This window comes from Mycobacterium sp. SMC-4, assembly GCF_025263265.1.
GTDB lineage: Bacteria > Actinomycetota > Actinomycetes > Mycobacteriales > Mycobacteriaceae > Mycobacterium.
Window position 1 is genome coordinate 4575866 of the sequence record NZ_CP079869.1, and the last position, 15413, is coordinate 4591278.

Consider the following 15413-nt stretch of genomic DNA (forward strand, 5'->3'; position numbering starts at 1 on the left):
GACATGGCGCAGCCGCACCTCGACGCCGTCATCATCGGCGGGGGACACAACGGTCTGGTCGCGGCCGCATATCTGGCCAAGGCGGGACTCAGCGTCCGGGTGCTCGAACGTCTCGACCAGGTCGGCGGCGCAGCGGTGTCCGCCAACGCGTTTGAGGGCGTCGACGCCCGACTGTCGCGCTACTCGTATCTGGTGAGCCTGCTGCCCGCACGCATCATCGAGGACCTCGGCGCCCGGGTCGACCTGGTTCGCCGCCGTTACTCGTCCTACACGCCCGACCCCGCCACCGGCGGTCGCACCGGGTTGCTGATCGGACCGTCGTCGACCTTCGACGCCATCGGCGCCGCCGAAGACCATCCCCGGTTCGTCGAGTTTTACCGCCGCTGCGGCAGCGTCACCGAGCGACTGTGGCCCACTCTGCTGGAGCCCCTGGGCACCCGCAGCCAGATCCGCGCGTCGATGCCGGACGAGCGCGCGTGGGCGATGCTGGTCGACGAACCGATCGGGTGGGCGATTATCGATGCCGTACACAGCGACCTGGTCCGTGGCGTCATGGCAACCGACGCGCTGATCGGGACATTCGCCCGGATGGATGAGGCGTCGCTGAAGCAGAACATCTGCCTTCTGTATCACCTGATCGGTGGCGGCACCGGCGACTGGGATGTGCCGATCGGCGGGATGGGCGCGGTCAGCGGCGCGCTGGGTGCGGCCGCCGCAGGATTCGGTGCCGAGATACTGACCGGTGCAGAGGTTTACGCCGTCACACCGGATGGCGAGGTGCATTACCGCCACCGCGACGACGACCACCGTCTGACCGCCGAGCACATCCTGGCCAATGTGACGCCCGCTGTGCTGGCCGGGTTGCTCGGCGAACCCGAGCCCGAGCCCGCGCCGGGCTCACAGGTCAAGGTCAACCTACTGTTGCGTCGACTGCCACGGCTGCACGATCCCTCGGTCACCGAAGAGCAGGCTTTCGGCGGCACCTTCCACATCAACGAGAACTACCACCGGCTCGACACCGCCTACCGGCAGGCTGCCGAAGGTCACGTTCCCGATCCGCTGCCGTGCGAAATCTATTGTCACTCACTGGCCGACCCGACCATCCTGTCTGATGCACTGCGCCGGTCAGGCGCCCACACCCTGACGGTGTTCGGGCTGCACACTCCACACCACCTGGTGTCCGCACACACTCCCGAACGGTTACGGGATGCCCTCACCGCCGCGGCACTGGCATCGCTGAACTCGGTGTTGGCCGAACCCATCGAGGACCTGGCGATGAGAGACTCCGCCGGGCGGTTGTGCATCGAAACCAAGACCACCGCCGACCTGGAACAGACGTTGGGTATGACCCGCGGCAACATTTTCCACGACGCCTTGTCGTGGCCGTTCGCCGAGGATGACGACGAGTTGGTGACGCCGGCCCAGCGGTGGGGTGCGGCCACCGCCCACGAGCGAATCCTGTTGTGCGGATCGGGCTCCCGCCGCGGTGGGGCGGTATCGGGAATCGGTGGCCATAATGCGGCCATGGCGGTGCTGGAGGGTTAACAGCCGAGCATTCTGTCCAGGATCCGGCGCAATGTCCTCAATTCGTCGGTCGCGAGGTGTGATACGACTGCCGGTGCCGGATCGTGTACGGCGTCGACGGCGTCGAGCACCGCCCGCCCCGACGCTGTCAGCGACACCTTCTTGCACCGACGGTTGTCCGGGTCCACTTCGCGGACCACCAACCCGCGGTCCTGCAGGTCGTTCACCGCCACCGTGGCAGCCGGCGCGTCGATGGCCGCGGCTGCGGCGAGCTCCTTGACCGTCATGGACGAGGCGCGCAACCGCATGAGAATGCGAATCCTGCTGAACGGCAGGCCGGCTCGTTCGATGACAGCACGCTTCCATCCGTCGCGGTGGTTGTGCACGAATGCCGCGAGGTCGCGCCATACCTCGTCGGCGAGCGGCTTACCGGACATGGGCACCACTGACCGGATCCACCGTGCCGGACACCAACGGTGCCAGCCGTTCGGCCGAGCGCACGGCGCGGCCCGAGGTGGAGAACACACCGAGCGCGAGGATGACCCCACCCAGAGCCGTGCAAACCAACCACAGGGGCCGCGATGCCGCGGCGAACCCGGCTCCTCCGGCATCCATCGCCGGACCGGCGACAGCACCGCACAGCGCGACCCCGATACTCACCCCGACCTGACGGCTGGTCGAGGTCACCGCCGATGCCGCCCCGGCACGATCGGTCGGCATACCGCTGACCGCGGCATTGGTGATCGGGGCGTTGACCATGGCGAAACCGACTCCGAAAACTGCGAATACGATCGTCAGTGACCACACCGGAGTCGTGGCGCTGAGGAACACCAGCATCGTCGACGCCACGGCGATCAACGTCCCCGAGACCACCAGTGACGGCCGCGCACCGAAGCGGGCCACCAGGCGTCCCGACAACGGGGAGAACAGCACTGCTCCCACAGCGATCGGCAGGTAGATCAGCCCGGTGTGCATTGCCGAGTATCCGCGCTCCTCCTGCAGATACAACGACATCATGAACAAGAATGCGCCCCATGCCGCGAAAGCGCTGACCGCGGTGACCGTCGCCGAGCTGAACGGGATACTGCGAAAGAAGCGTAGGTCCAGAAACGGGTCGGTGCGGCGTGACTCGTAGGCTACGAAAGCGACGAACGCGACCGCGGCGGCGACGGCCACACCGAGCACCCGCGGGTCACCCCAGCCGAGCACCGGCCCTTCGATGAGCGTGTAGACCGTGCCGAACAGGAACACCACCGCCAGCCCCTGGCCGACCGGGTCGACCGAACGCATGGTGACCGACCGGCTCTCCGGCACGAACACTGCGGTCAGCACCAGCGCCGCCGCGCAGATCGGCAGATTGATCCAGAACACCGATCGCCAACCGACCGAGTCGATGAGCAGGCCACCGACGATCGGGCCGAGCGCCATCGAGATGCCGACCACGCCACCCCAGATGCCCAGCGCCCGCGCGCGTTCCTGACGACCGGTGAAGATCTGCGAGATGATAGACAGCGCAACGGGATTGAGCATCGAACCGCCGATACCCTGAAGCAGTCTGGCAGCGATCAGCGTCTCGACCGTCGGCGCCAGGCTACAGGCCAGGGAACCGAGCGCGAAGATCGTGAGGCCGGTCTGAAAGACGCGCCGACGGCCCAACCGGTCTCCCGCTGCCCCCGAGAGCATCAACAGCGAAGCCAGGACCAGCGTGTAGACATCGACGACCCACTGCATCTGGGCGGTCGACGCCGACAGGTCGCTGCGGATGGTCGGGATCGCGATGTTGACGATGGTCGCGTCCATCGACACGATGAGCAGGCTCATGCAGCACGACGCCAGGATGATGACCTTGCGCCGGGGTGTCATCGCGGCGACCGTCTCCGTCACCCAATGATTGTGAAACTACAACTGTTGAGCGGGCAAGCACCGTGGGCTGTGACGTTCAGCGCACAACAGGGTGTTTCTGCAGCCGCGGATCAGCGGGTGTCGACGTCGGCGTAGTCGCGCTCGGTGTAGCCGGTGTAGATCTGCCGCGGGCGGCCGATCTTGTTCGGTTCGCCGTGCATCTCCCGCCAGTGCGCGATCCAACCCGGCAGCCGGCCCAGGGCAAACAGCACCGTGAACATCCGCGTCGGGAAGCCCATCGCCCGGTAGATCACGCCGGTGTAGTAGTCGACGTTCGGGTAAAGCTTGCGCTCGATGAAGAAGTCGTCGGTCAGCGCAATCTCTTCGAGCTCCTTGGCAATGTCGAGAAGCTCATCCTTGACGCCGATCTTGCCCAGGATCTTGTCGGCCTGCTCCTTGACGATGCGCGCCCGCGGGTCGTAGTTCTTGTACACGCGGTGGCCGAAGCCCATGAGCTTGACGTTGTCCTCGCGGTTCTTGACCTTCTTGACGAAGGTGGCGACGTCGTCGTCGCCCTGCCGGATCTTCTCCAACATCTCCAGCACCGCCTGGTTGGCGCCGCCGTGCAGCGGGCCCCACAGCGCGTTGATCCCGCCCGAGACCGAGGTGAACAGGTTGGCCTGCGAGGAGCCGACCAGGCGCACCGTCGAGGTCGAGCAGTTCTGCTCATGATCGGCGTGCAGGATGAACAACATGTCCAGTGCCCGCACGATCTCGGGATCGACCTCGTAGGGCTCGGCAGGGAGGCCGAAGGTCATCCGCAGGAAGTTCTCGACCAGCGTCAATGAGTTGTCCGGGTACAGGAAGGGTTGCCCCTCGGACTTCTTGTAGGCATAGGCCGCGATGGTCGGCAGCTTGGCCAGCAGCCGGATCGTGGACAGCTCGACCTGTTTCGGATCGAACGGATCCAGCGAATCCTGGTAGTAGGCGCTCAGGGCGTTGACCGCACTGGAGAGCACCGGCATCGGGTGCGCGTTGCGGGGGAAGCCGTCGAAGAACCGCTTGAGGTCCTCGTGCAGCAGGGTGTGCCGCTGGATCTGGGTGGTGAACTTCTCCAATTCCTCGGCGGTCGGCAGCTCACCGTAGATCAGCAGGTAGCTGACCTCGATGAACGTCGACTTCTCGGCGAGTTGCTCGATGGGGTAACCGCGGTAGCGCAGGATGCCGGCGTCACCGTCGATGTAGGTGATCGCGCTTTTGGTCGACGCCGTGTTGACGAAACCGCCGTCGAACGTCGTGTAGCCGCTCTTGGCCAACAACGAGCCGAGCGCGATGCCGTCGGCGCCCTCGGATGCGTTGACGATGTCGAGTTCGAGCTCCCCACCGGGATACTTCAGGGTGGCGTGCTGCTGCCCGGCTTCGGCGTTATCGGCCACTGCGGTCCCTTCACATGTCTCTGGTTCAACGCGAAATCTCGGAGTCTGACTACAGAAGGTAGTCCCATTGCCGCGGTCCCGCCCGCGGGGGTGCGGGCAGACGGTCAGACGGGTTGCCCGATCGCGGCCATTTCATTCGTGAACTCGGCATATGTCGCCTCGAACGCCTCGACGACGTCGTCGATGGTGATGCTCCTCGCCGTCGGCGCGGCATCGATCACGCCCTCCAGCGCTGTCATCAGCATCGCGCGCCACACCGATGAGACCAGCTTGACCCGACGATCCGCGGTGGCCACGCCCATACGCCGAGCCAGCGCCACCTCGATCGGGTTGGTCCGGTACTCCGCCGACGCCAGACGCAGAGTCGGCGAGGTCATCACGATCCGCAGGATCTGCAGCAGACGCTCCGAGCACAGTCCGTCGGGGCGAGCCAGCTTGGTGGCCTGGGCCATCTCTATCCAGGCGCGCCGCATCGCTTCGAAGTGCCCGAGGTGCAGTGGCTGGTGCATCAGTTCCGCGGCGGCCATGTCGAGAACTTCGTCGATGAGCGCCATCGCGACGGCGTCCTTGGTGGCGAAGTAGCGACTGAAGGTCCGTGGCGAGACATCGGCGACCGCGGCGATCTGGTCGACGGTGGTGCCGTCGAATCCCTGGCTGTCGCACAGTCCCACTGCTGCATTGATCAGCGTGGCGCGCGTCTGGCGTTTCTTACGCTCCCGCAAACCCAGCGTGCGTTCCCCCCGGCTGTCGATCATGCCCCCGATGTTATCGGGCAGGGATATGAAATCAGTGAGAAACCGGCGGACACCGACATTTGACATCGCCTGTAACCACTCAGCACGCGCGGCCTCGCTCCCGGGTGTGCGGACTAGGGCTGCAGTCGTTCGACGATCGTCCCGCGGACCCGAATTCGGTTGTGCACACGGTTCTCTCGACCCTGCCAGAATTCCACCACGTCCGGCGCGATCAGATATCCGCCCCAATTCGGAGGCACCGGAACCTCGGCGACGTCGGCGAACCTCTCGGTCACGTCGGCCAGCTGCTCGAGCAACGCGGCCCGCGACGCGATCGGTGAGCTCTGTGCCGAGGCCCAAGCGCCCAGCTGCGAACCACGCGGGCGTTTGGACCAGTAGTCCGCAGTCACGTCCTGCGACACCTTGGTCACCGGGCCGCGCAGGTGCACCTGGCGGCCCAAACCGAACCACGGGAACGTCGCCGACGCATACGGCACCGCCGCCAGCTGCCGGCCCTTGTCCGAGTCGTAGTTCGTGTAGAAGGAGATGCCCGAATCCTCGACGCTCTTGCACAACACGCTGCGTGTGACAGGGCGGCCGTCACCGTCGACGGTGCCGACCACCATCGCGTTGGGCTCGGCCAGGCCAGCGGCCTGCGCGTCACCGATCCAACTGTTGAGCAGCGCCACCCACCCGTCGGCGAGCCAGTCGGTGTCGAGGTCGATGCTGCCGTCCTTCTCCACCGATCCGTACTCGACGCGCATCCGTGCCAGATGATCAGAATCAACCACGTGACAAACGCTACGCCGGCGGTTGGCCGGTCCGGGTCTCAGCGGCCGCGGCTCGGTGTAAGAATCTGGCCATGACTGCGGTGCCGACGGACTTCACACCCGGCCTCTCCGGTGTGGTGGCATTCGAGACCGAGATCGCCGAACCCGACAAGGACGGCGGGGCGCTGCGCTACCGCGGCGTCGACATCGAGGACCTGGTCGCGCAACGAGTCACTTTCGGTGACGTGTGGGGGTTGCTCGTCGACGGCCGGTTCGGCGACGGTCTGCCGCCCGCCGAACCGTTTCCGCTACCCATCCACAGCGGCGACGTGCGGGTCGACGTGCAGGCCGGACTGGCGATGCTGGCACCGATCTGGGGTTACCAGCCGATCCTCGACATCGACGACACGACGGCTCGCGACCAGCTGGCCCGGGCCTCGGTCATGGCGCTGTCCTACGTCGCGCAGTCAGCACGCGGCATCTACCAGCCGGCGGTCCCCCAGCGCACCGTGGACGAATGCGACACCGTCACCGCGCGCTTCATGACCCGCTGGCAGGGCGACCCCGACCCGCGGCATGTCGAGGCCATCGACGCGTACTGGGTCAGTGCGGCCGAGCACGGCATGAACGCCTCCACCTTCACCGCCCGCGTCATCGCATCGACCGGGGCCGACGTCGCCGCGGCGCTGTCGGGAGCGATCGGCGCCATGAGCGGTCCGCTGCACGGTGGCGCACCTGCCCGGGTCATCCCGATGATCGAGGAGGCCGAGCGCACCGGCGACGCCCGAGCGGTGGTCAAGGGCATCCTCGACCGCAACGAGAAATTGATGGGCTTCGGGCACCGCGTCTACCGCGCCGAGGACCCGCGCGCGCGGGTGCTGCGCGCGACTGCCCAGCGGCTGCAAGCACCCCGGTACGAGGTGGCCGCGGCGCTCGAGCAGGCCGCGCTGGCCGAGTTGCGCGAACGCCGGCCGGACCGAGCCATCGAGACCAATGTCGAGTTTTGGGCTGCGGTGATCCTCGACTTCGCCCACGTACCGGCGACGATGATGCCCGCGATGTTCACCTGTGGACGCACGGCCGGGTGGTGTGCCCACATCCTGGAGCAGAAGCGGCTGGGCAAGCTGGTCCGACCGTCGGCGATCTACGTCGGCCCGCAGCCACGTAGCCCGGAATCCGTCGAGGGTTGGGAGCTGTTGACCCGGCCATGACCGCCGAACGTGCAGTATTCGGCTCCGCCGCGAACGATTTCGTCGACCTGGTACGCACCATCCCACACCAGCGGTGGGGCGACCCCGGGCTGGGCGAATGGACCGTACGCGATCTGATCGGCCACGCCTCGCGCTCGCTGATCACGGTGTACACCTACCTGAGCACACCAGCGCAGCGCGAGGACATCGTCGATGCCACAAACTATTACGTCACCGTCGCGTCCATCTCTGCCGAGATGGGTGCGCAGGCGATCGTCGACCGTGGCCGCCAAGCGGGTCGTGACCTGGGTGCAGATCCCGCCGGCACGGTCGCGGCGCTGGCATCCCGGGCAGTGGCCGCGGTGGCCGCAGTCGAGGACGACCCGCTCATCGAAGTGATCGGCGGCCACGGCATACGGCTGAGCAGTTATCTGCCCACCCGGACCTTCGAGCTCGCCGTGCACGGGTTGGACATCGCGCGCGCCGTCGGGATCGACCACACTCCGCCCGCCGCCGTGTTGGCCGAGACCGCCGCATTGGCCGCCCGGATCGGCGTCGCTCTCGGACAGGGGCCGGCCGTGGTGCTCGCACTTACCGGCCGCGCCGACCTACCGACCGGATTCTCGGTCGTCTGATGCGATGACGGCGATGAGTTTCTGATCGCATCGGTGTCAGTACCGTCGATCCCAACGTCGAAGGAGTGACCGTGACCGTCAATGCCGAAGCCAACACCCCCATGCTGGTACCGCACCTGGTCGTCGATGATGCCGCCGCCGCGCTGGACTTTTATGCCAAGGCCTTCGGCGCCGAGGAGATGGTGCGCATGCCCGGCCCCAGCGGCAAGCTGATCCACGCTGCCATGCGCGTCAACGGTGCCATGGTGTTCCTCAACGACGATTTCCCGGAGTTCAACGGGGGCAAGGCGAGCACCCCCACTGCCCTGGGCGGCGCCTCGGTGACCATCCATCTGCACGGCCCCGATGTCGACGGCCGTTTCCAGCGCGCACTGGAGGCCGGCGCCACCGTGGTCAACCCGCTGGAGGACCAGTTCTGGGGCGACCGTTACGGAGTTCTGCGCGACCCGTTCGGCCACCACTGGTCGCTGGCCGAGACGGTCCGCGAGGTCGACATGAACGAAGTGCTCGTGCAGATGAACGCCGGCGGCTGACTGACCGGGAGGTGGCTGCGCGCACGGCCGTGCGCTACGTGGGACCTTCGCCTCTAGAGACACCTCGGGCCACGGCTCACGCTGAATGAGGTGAAGACGCAGTCGATGGACCCCGGCGACAGCGCCGTGATCGACCGTGCCGGGCTGGACCGCCTGATCGCCGTGCTGCGCGAAGGCGGATACCGGGTCATCGGTCCGCAGCTGCGTGACGACGCCATCGTCCTCGACGAGCTGCATGACGGCGACCAACTGCCCGCAGGCTGGGGCGTACACACCGCGCCGGGAACCTACCGGCTGCAGCGCCGCGACGACGCAGCGGTCTTCGCCCATTCCGCCGGTCCGGGTTCGTGGAAGTCGTTCGTGCATCCGCCGCGCCGCAAGATCGCCGCGCTCGGACCGGACCTGCAGCCACAGGCCTGTGACGACGTCGTCACACCGACCGCCTTTCTCGGAGTACGCGGCTGCGATCTCGCCGCGATCGCCACGTTGGCCCGTGTTCTCGGCGGTGGCTCCCACCCTGAGCCCGCGTTCACCGCCCGGCTTGGCGCACTGTTCGTCGTCGCGGTCAACTGCACCGAGCCGGGTGGTGTGTGCTTCTGCTCCTCGATGGGAACGGGACCCGGTGTCGCCGCGGGTTACGATCTCGCGCTGACCGAGAGCATCGACACCGATGGGCACCGCTTCGTCGTCGACATCGGCAGCGACGCCGGCGCTTCGGTGATCGCCGCGATTGCGGCTCAGCCCGCAGAGCCGGCCCAGGTCGAGTCCGCCCGCGCCGCAGTGGCGGATGCAGCCGGCCGGATGGGCCGTGCCATGCCCGACGTCGACATCCCGGCGGTGCTGCGCGACGCGCGTGAATCCCCGCTCTGGGAGGACGTTGCCGCCCGCTGCCTGACGTGCGCCAACTGCACGATGGTCTGCCCCACGTGCTTTTGCACCACCACCGAGGACGTGACGGACCTGACCGGCGACCACGCCGAACGCTGGCAGCACTGGGCGTCGTGCTTCGAGCTGGACTTCTCCTATCTGCACGGCGGCAGTGTGCGGACCTCGGGAGCACACCGCTACCGGCATTGGCTCAGCCACAAACTGGGCACCTGGCACGACCAGTTCGGCAGCTCCGGCTGCGTCGGATGTGGCCGATGCATCGCGTGGTGCCCCACCGGAATCGACCTCACCGCCGAAATGGCCCGGCTCGCCGAGGAAAGGATCACCGATGATCGACAGCGGTGAGCTCGACCATTTCACGATCACGGCGTCGTTGAACCCGGCCACCCGCCAAGCCCTGGCCAGCGCCGGCCGACCGGTGAGCTACCCGTGCGGACAGCGCCTGTTCTCCGAAGGTCAACCCGCCGAACGGCTGTGGCTGATCCGCAGCGGCCAGGTCATGCTCGACAGCTGTGTGCCCGGACGCGGCGCCGTCGCGGTGCAAACCTTGGGTCCTGGAGATCTGCTGGGCTGGTCGTGGCTGGTGGCGCCATATCGGTGGCAGTTCGGCGCCCGGACCACCCAAGCGGTCGAGGCCATCGAGTTCGATGCGGCAACCCTGATCGAGCTCGCCGAGGCCGACCCGGAGATCGGCCATGCGATGACCCGGATGTTGCTCGGCGTCGTACTCGATCGGCTCCAGGCCACCCGGGCGCGCCTGCTCGACCTGTACAGCTCCCCCACCGAGCACGCCGACGGGAGTCGCCGATGACCCTCGCCGTGCCGACCGGCCGGACCGCCCACGCCGACACGATGCTGCCCCACCGGGTTGTCGGTCGGGTGGTCCATACCGCCGATACGGTGACGCTGCTGCTCGAACCGACCCGGCAGCCGACGCCGCCCTTCCAGGCCGGGCAGTTCATGATGCTCTATCGTCACGGCGTCGGCGAGATCGCCATCTCGATCAGCGGAATCCGCGCCGACGACGGGCTTTTGGAGCACACCATCCGGGCGGTCGGGGCGGTCAGTCGGGCTCTGCACGACACCCCCGTCGGCGAACTGATCGGCGTGCGGGGGCCATTCGGCACCAGCTGGCAACCGGAGTCGGTGACCGGGCGCGACCTGGTGATCGTCGCCGGCGGTGTCGGCCTGGCGCCACTGCGGCCAATGGTGCTCAGCGCGCTGAGGGCGCGCGCGGACTACCGGCGCATCGTGCTGATCACCGGGGCCCGGAGCCCGGCCGACATACTGTTCCGGAACGATCAAACCCGTTGGGCTACAACAGGGCTTGAACTACACCAGACTGTCGACCAACCCACGCCCGAGTGGCCGGGCTCGGTCGGATTCGTCACCGAGCCGCTGGCCCGCGTGAGCCTGGATCCCGTCCGCACCACGGCGTTTCTGTGTGGGCCCGAACCGATGATGCAGTTCTGCGCCCGAACCCTGATAGCCAAAACCGTTGCACCAGAGGACATTCTTATTTCACTGGAACGCAATATGCAATGCGGTGTCGAGCGCTGCGGCCACTGTCAGCTCGGCCCACTGCTGCTGTGCCGAGACGGCCCCATCGTCGACTACGCCACGGCGCAGCCGCTGCTGTCGGTTGCGGGGTTGTGATGGGCGCCCCCACCCTGGCCGTATGGAAGTTCACCTCCTGCGACGGTTGCCAACTCAGCCTCCTGGACTGCGAGGACGAGCTGCTGACATTGGCCGAAGAAGTTCACATCGCGCACTTCCTGGAGGCGTCCAGCGCGGTGACACCGGGGCCCTACGAGGTGTCGCTGGTGGAGGGCTCGATCAGCACACCCGAGGAGCAGCAGCGCATCGCCGAGATCAGGGAGCAGTCCGCCATCCTGGTGGCCATCGGCGCCTGCGCCACCCACGGGGGGATCCAGGCACTGCGCAACTTCGCCGACGTCGCCGACTATCTGTCGGTGGTCTACGCTTCACCGCAATACATTTCGACGCTCGAAACCTCCACCCCGATCTCGGCGCACGTGCCGGTCGACTACGAGCTACGCGGCTGCCCGATTGATCGTCACCAGCTCCTCGGCACCCTGGCCGCGCTGCTGGCCGGCCGCAAACCCGACCTTCCCGACACCAGTGTCTGCACCGAGTGCAAACGCAGAGGCACGACCTGCATCACGGTGTCCCAGGGCATCGCCTGCCTGGGTCCGGTCACCCATGCCGGCTGCGGAGCGCTGTGCCCGACCTACGGGCGCGGCTGCTTCGGTTGTTTCGGACCCATGACCGCGCCCAATGTGGGTGCCCTGCTGCCGATCCTGCGGATCAACGGCATGCCGACCGACGCCATCGACCGCGCCTTCGCCACCTTTGCCGCGGCGGCCCCCGAGTTCGCCGAACGCAGTCGCGATGAGTGACCGCAGTAGACGACTCCGGGTCAACGCGCTGGCTCGGGTCGAAGGCGAAGGGGCGCTTCGGGTGGTGATCTCGGGTGACACTGTCGAACGCGCCGAACTCGCCATCTACGAACCACCGCGGTTCTTCGAGGCGTTCCTGCGCGATCGCGCCCACACCGAGCCACCCGACATCACCGCCCGCATCTGCGGCATCTGCCCGGTCGCCTACCAAGTCAGCGCCTGCAACGCGATCGAGCAGGTGTGCGATGTGGCACTCGACCCGCCGCTCGCGGCGCTGCGCAGGTTGCTGTACTGCGGTGAGTGGATCTCCAGTCACACCCTGCATATTCATCTGTTGCACCTGCCCGACTTCCTCGGCTACCCCGATGCCATCGCGCTGGCCGCCGAACACCGCGAACTCGTCGAGCACGGACTGGCGGTCAAGAAGGCTGGCAACGCGATTCTCGAACTGATCGGCGGCCGCCCGATCCACCCCATCAACGTCCGCGTCGGTGGCTTCTACTCGACACCGGCTCCCGCAGATCTGGTGCCGATTACCGAGCAGCTCAGCCGCGCCCGTGATTACGCGATCGACACCGCGCGCCACCTGGCCGGCCTGGAGTTCCCCGACAGCGATCTCGACCACCACCTCGTCGCACTCACCCAGCCCGACCGGTACGCGATCGAGGGCGGCGATGTACACACCACCACCGGCCTCACCTTCCCCGCCGACCAGTTCTGCGAGCATGTCGTCGAACACCAGGTGGCGCACTCCACCGCGCTGCATGCCCGACTCGACGGAGACCGCTACCTGACCGGTCCACTGGCTCGGTACTCCCTGAACTCCGAGCACCTTTCACCGCTGGCCCGGCAGGTCGCGACCGACGTCGGGCTGGGGCCGCAATGTCGCAACCCGTTCCGCAGCATCCTGGTTCGCGCGGTCGAAGTCGTCTACGCCCTCGACGAGGCGCTGCGCCTGATCGCCGACTACGAGCGTCCCGCACGGCCCGCCGTCCCGGTGGCTCCGCGGGCCGGCATCGGACACGGTGTCAGCGAGGCCCCCCGTGGCCTGCTCTACCACCGCTACGAACTCGACGAGGCCGGAATCATCCGCGCCGCCGCCATCATCGCACCGACGTCGCAGAACCAATCGGTCATCGAAGACGATCTACGCCGGGTCACCCAGGCCAACCTGGTACTCGACGACGCTGAGCTGATCCGGTTGTGCGAGCACACCATTCGCAACTACGACCCGTGCATCTCCTGTGCAGCACACTTTCTCGAGCTGGAACGGATCCACCTATGAGCCGACCGCGCGCGGTGGTGATCGGTATCGGCAACCGCTTGCGCAGCGACGACGCGATAGGCCCCATCGTCGCGGCGCGCCTCGACGCGCTGGAGTTGCCCGGACTGCTGGTGACCGTCTGCGACGGCGAGCCTGCAGGGCTGATCGACACCTGGGCCGGTGTCGACCTGGCGGTAATCATCGACGCCATACGATGCGACCCACCCACCCCGGGCCGGATCCGGCGCGCCACCGTCGAGATGTTGCGCGGTACCCCGGCAGCCACCGGCTCACACGCCGTGAACATCCCCGAGGCGTTCCGGTTGGGCCGCGCACTCGGGCAGCTTCCCGGTGAACTCGTGATCATCGCTGTCGAAGCCGGCAGTCTCGCTCGCGGCTGCCGGCTCACCCAGCCGGTCGCGGCCGCCGCGCCCGGGGTTCTGCGCGCGGTGTTTCAGGAGATCGCGCGGGTGGGGATTGCCGAACCTATCGGCGCAACAGGCCGGCCAGCAGACGCTCATGCAATGGCGGGTCCGACGCAGTTGCCGCCACCGCGACCAGATCGGTGATCGAGGTGAACTTGTCCCGTGGACGCCGCCCGCCGCCCCGGGTCACTTCGGCGTCGTCGATCGCGCGCCAGCCGCGCGCGTCGATCATCTCCGGGTGTCGGGCGCGCACCGCACGCTCGAGCGCGGCAGGCTTGTGGACCGGATCCACCAGCACCCCGCTGTTGTAGTCGTCGACCAGGGTATGCACCGTCTGGGCAGCGCATGACTTGTTGGTCCCGATGAAACCGGTGGGTCCGCGTTTGATCCAGCCGGCCACGTAACTGCCTAGGACCGGGTGACCGGTGGCGGGATCGACGACGCGGCCCCCCTCATTGGGCACCACGGCGGCTTCTTTGTCGAAGGGCAGACCGTCAATCACCTTGCCGCGGTATCCGATCGAGGTCAGCGCCATTGCCGCAGAGATGTCGGATGTCTGATCGGTTCCGGTCACGCTGAACCGGACGCCGGTCACCTTGTGCTCACCCAGCACGCGCTGTGGAGTCAGGTGATAGGCCAACCGGATCCGCGGGCGAGTGGCCGGTCCGGCCGAGTCGCCGAGCTTCGAGAGAACCTCGAGTTTGTTGCGGGTCAACGGATCCGTGGTCTCGGCCAGTGCGGCGAGCACGAGCTCACGGTCTGCCGCGTCGAGAACCACCTCGCAGGTTGAGGTCAAACCGATCAGCTCGGGCAGCGTGAACGCCGACGCCGCCGGGCTGCGACGGGCGGCGATCACGACCTCCCGAACGCAGGACTTCCGCAGGGCGAACAGCGCGTGATCGGCGATATCGGTGCGGGCCAACAGGTCCGGATCGGTGGTCAGGATCCGCGCGACGTCGAGCGCAACGTTTCCGTTGCCGACGATGACGATGTGTTCACCGCTCAGATCCATCGCCAGGTCGGTGTAGTCCGGGTGGCCGTTGTACCAGGCCACCACCTCCGTCGCGGTCGCGGTGCCGGCCAGGTCGATACCCTCGATGTCGAGTCGGCGGTCATTCGGCGCGCCGACCGCGTAGAGCACTGCGTGGTGATGCTCGAGCAGTTCCTGGTGGCTGATGTGCTCGCCGACCTCGACATTGAGGTAGAACGCGAAGCCCGGTGACCGCGAGATCCGATCGAAGAGCCTGGTGACCCCCTTGGTGTACTGGTGGTCCGGGGCCACCCCGGCGCGCACCAACCCGTAAGGAGTGGGGAGCTTTTCGAACACGCTGACCTGAACACCACGCTGGGTCAGCAGCTCGTCGGCGGCGTACATCGCCGCGGGTCCGGATCCGACGATCGCGACGCGCAACGAACCACCGGCGCGCCGATGGACCACCGGCGCCTCCTGCACAGGTGCAAGTTTGGACGTCGGCGGCAGTTTGCCCTCGCGTTTGGGGTAGAACGCAGCATTCAGTTCGACGAACGGCAGCTGCGACGGCGCCAGTTTGGTGTCCGGCGCGATCGCCCCCACCGGGCAGGCCGAGACGCAGGCCCCGCAGTCGACACACGCGTCGGGGTCGATATAGAGCATCTCGGCGGTCGCGAAGCCGGGCTCGTCGGGTGTGGGGTGGATGCAGTTCACCGGGCAGGCGTAGACACAGGACCCGTCGCTGCAACACGACTGGGTGACGACGTGGGGCACTGGTAGAT

General features: G+C 67.2%; 16 protein-coding genes. 10 read left to right on the forward strand and 6 right to left on the reverse strand.

What is annotated here, in order from left to right:
* The first annotated feature begins 3 nt into the window (after positions 1-3).
* Positions 4-1545, forward strand: a complete 1542-nt coding sequence (locus KXD98_RS21815; RefSeq protein ID WP_260760382.1) for an NAD(P)/FAD-dependent oxidoreductase — start codon at positions 4-6, stop codon at positions 1543-1545.
* Here the strand turns inward: KXD98_RS21815 and KXD98_RS21820 are convergent.
* The 5 genes from KXD98_RS21820 to pdxH all read right to left on the reverse strand — a co-directional run bounded on the left by KXD98_RS21820 (position 1542) and on the right by pdxH (position 6300).
* Complete coding sequence (locus KXD98_RS21820) at positions 1542-1961, reverse strand: MarR family winged helix-turn-helix transcriptional regulator (RefSeq protein ID WP_260760383.1); 420 nt, start codon at positions 1959-1961, stop codon at positions 1542-1544. The genes KXD98_RS21815 and KXD98_RS21820 overlap by 4 nt on opposite strands.
* Positions 1951-3387, reverse strand: a complete 1437-nt coding sequence (locus KXD98_RS21825; protein WP_260765344.1) for an MFS transporter — start codon at positions 3385-3387, stop codon at positions 1951-1953. The genes KXD98_RS21820 and KXD98_RS21825 overlap by 11 nt, the downstream gene beginning before the upstream one ends.
* A gap of 110 nt (positions 3388-3497) precedes the next feature.
* The gene (locus KXD98_RS21830; RefSeq protein WP_260760384.1) at positions 3498-4802 is read right to left on the reverse strand and encodes a citrate synthase; all 1305 of its coding nucleotides are present in this window, start codon (positions 4800-4802) and stop codon (positions 3498-3500) included.
* Positions 4803-4906: 104 nt separating this feature from the next.
* Complete coding sequence (locus KXD98_RS21835) at positions 4907-5557, reverse strand: TetR/AcrR family transcriptional regulator (RefSeq protein WP_260760385.1); 651 nt, start codon at positions 5555-5557, stop codon at positions 4907-4909.
* A 113-nt stretch (positions 5558-5670) separates the two neighbouring features.
* Complete coding sequence (gene pdxH / locus KXD98_RS21840; protein ID WP_260765345.1) at positions 5671-6300, reverse strand: pyridoxamine 5'-phosphate oxidase; 630 nt, start codon at positions 6298-6300, stop codon at positions 5671-5673.
* 98 nt (positions 6301-6398) lie between these two features.
* Here pdxH and KXD98_RS21845 point away from each other — a divergent pair, with 98 nt between their 5' ends.
* The 9 genes from KXD98_RS21845 to KXD98_RS21885 all read left to right on the forward strand — a co-directional run bounded on the left by KXD98_RS21845 (position 6399) and on the right by KXD98_RS21885 (position 13805).
* The gene (locus tag KXD98_RS21845; RefSeq protein WP_260760386.1) at positions 6399-7517 is read left to right on the forward strand and encodes a citrate synthase 2; all 1119 of its coding nucleotides are present in this window, start codon (positions 6399-6401) and stop codon (positions 7515-7517) included.
* The gene (locus KXD98_RS21850) at positions 7514-8131 is read left to right on the forward strand and encodes a maleylpyruvate isomerase family mycothiol-dependent enzyme (protein WP_260760388.1); all 618 of its coding nucleotides are present in this window, start codon (positions 7514-7516) and stop codon (positions 8129-8131) included. Before KXD98_RS21845 ends, KXD98_RS21850 begins: the two co-directional genes overlap by 4 nt.
* 101 nt (positions 8132-8232) lie before the next feature.
* Positions 8233-8664 carry a VOC family protein gene (locus tag KXD98_RS21855; RefSeq protein ID WP_260765346.1) on the forward strand — a complete coding sequence of 144 codons (432 nt, stop codon included), beginning with the start codon at positions 8233-8235 and terminating at the stop codon, positions 8662-8664.
* Between the two features lie 105 nt (positions 8665-8769).
* Positions 8770-9897 carry a 4Fe-4S dicluster domain-containing protein gene (locus tag KXD98_RS21860; protein ID WP_260765347.1) on the forward strand — a complete coding sequence of 376 codons (1128 nt, stop codon included), beginning with the start codon at positions 8770-8772 and terminating at the stop codon, positions 9895-9897.
* A complete protein-coding gene (locus KXD98_RS21865) occupies positions 9881-10363 on the forward strand; it encodes a Crp/Fnr family transcriptional regulator (RefSeq protein WP_260760390.1) in 483 nt (160 codons plus the stop codon). The genes KXD98_RS21860 and KXD98_RS21865 overlap by 17 nt, the downstream gene beginning before the upstream one ends.
* Positions 10360-11208, forward strand: a complete 849-nt coding sequence (locus KXD98_RS21870) for an FAD/NAD(P)-binding protein (protein WP_260760391.1) — start codon at positions 10360-10362, stop codon at positions 11206-11208. The genes KXD98_RS21865 and KXD98_RS21870 overlap by 4 nt, the downstream gene beginning before the upstream one ends.
* Complete coding sequence (locus KXD98_RS21875) at positions 11208-11972, forward strand: oxidoreductase (protein ID WP_260760392.1); 765 nt, start codon at positions 11208-11210, stop codon at positions 11970-11972. The genes KXD98_RS21870 and KXD98_RS21875 overlap by 1 nt, the downstream gene beginning before the upstream one ends.
* A complete protein-coding gene (locus KXD98_RS21880) occupies positions 11965-13257 on the forward strand; it encodes a Ni/Fe hydrogenase subunit alpha (protein WP_260760393.1) in 1293 nt (430 codons plus the stop codon). Before KXD98_RS21875 ends, KXD98_RS21880 begins: the two co-directional genes overlap by 8 nt.
* Positions 13254-13805 carry a hydrogenase maturation protease gene (locus KXD98_RS21885; protein WP_260760394.1) on the forward strand — a complete coding sequence of 184 codons (552 nt, stop codon included), beginning with the start codon at positions 13254-13256 and terminating at the stop codon, positions 13803-13805. The genes KXD98_RS21880 and KXD98_RS21885 overlap by 4 nt, the downstream gene beginning before the upstream one ends.
* On the opposite strand, the gene KXD98_RS21890 is transcribed toward KXD98_RS21885, so the two are convergent.
* Complete coding sequence (locus tag KXD98_RS21890) at positions 13723-15405, reverse strand: 4Fe-4S binding protein (RefSeq protein WP_260760395.1); 1683 nt, start codon at positions 15403-15405, stop codon at positions 13723-13725. The two genes, KXD98_RS21885 and KXD98_RS21890, sit on opposite strands and share 83 nt — an antisense overlap.
* Positions 15406-15413 lie beyond the last annotated feature (8 nt).

Excerpts from the sequence above, each read along its gene's own strand:
- KXD98_RS21835 (WP_260760385.1), bottom strand. The coding sequence starts at position 5,557 with ATGATCGACAGCCGGGGGGAACGCACGCTGGGTTTGCGGGAGCGTAAG.
- KXD98_RS21885 (WP_260760394.1), top strand. The coding sequence starts at position 13,254 with ATGAGCCGACCGCGCGCGGTGGTGATCGGTATCGGCAACCGCTTGCGC.
- KXD98_RS21860 (WP_260765347.1), top strand. The coding sequence starts at position 8,770 with ATGGACCCCGGCGACAGCGCCGTGATCGACCGTGCCGGGCTGGACCGC.
- KXD98_RS21875 (WP_260760392.1), top strand. The coding sequence starts at position 11,208 with ATGGGCGCCCCCACCCTGGCCGTATGGAAGTTCACCTCCTGCGACGGT.
- KXD98_RS21880 (WP_260760393.1), top strand. The coding sequence starts at position 11,965 with ATGAGTGACCGCAGTAGACGACTCCGGGTCAACGCGCTGGCTCGGGTC.
- KXD98_RS21855 (WP_260765346.1), top strand. The coding sequence starts at position 8,233 with ATGCTGGTACCGCACCTGGTCGTCGATGATGCCGCCGCCGCGCTGGAC.
- KXD98_RS21850 (WP_260760388.1), top strand. The coding sequence starts at position 7,514 with ATGACCGCCGAACGTGCAGTATTCGGCTCCGCCGCGAACGATTTCGTC.
- KXD98_RS21825 (WP_260765344.1), bottom strand. The coding sequence starts at position 3,387 with ATGACACCCCGGCGCAAGGTCATCATCCTGGCGTCGTGCTGCATGAGC.
- KXD98_RS21845 (WP_260760386.1), top strand. The coding sequence starts at position 6,399 with ATGACTGCGGTGCCGACGGACTTCACACCCGGCCTCTCCGGTGTGGTG.
- KXD98_RS21815 (WP_260760382.1), top strand. The coding sequence starts at position 4 with ATGGCGCAGCCGCACCTCGACGCCGTCATCATCGGCGGGGGACACAAC.
- KXD98_RS21870 (WP_260760391.1), top strand. The coding sequence starts at position 10,360 with ATGACCCTCGCCGTGCCGACCGGCCGGACCGCCCACGCCGACACGATG.
- KXD98_RS21865 (WP_260760390.1), top strand. The coding sequence starts at position 9,881 with ATGATCGACAGCGGTGAGCTCGACCATTTCACGATCACGGCGTCGTTG.
- pdxH (WP_260765345.1), bottom strand. The coding sequence starts at position 6,300 with ATGCGCGTCGAGTACGGATCGGTGGAGAAGGACGGCAGCATCGACCTC.
- KXD98_RS21820 (WP_260760383.1), bottom strand. The coding sequence starts at position 1,961 with ATGTCCGGTAAGCCGCTCGCCGACGAGGTATGGCGCGACCTCGCGGCA.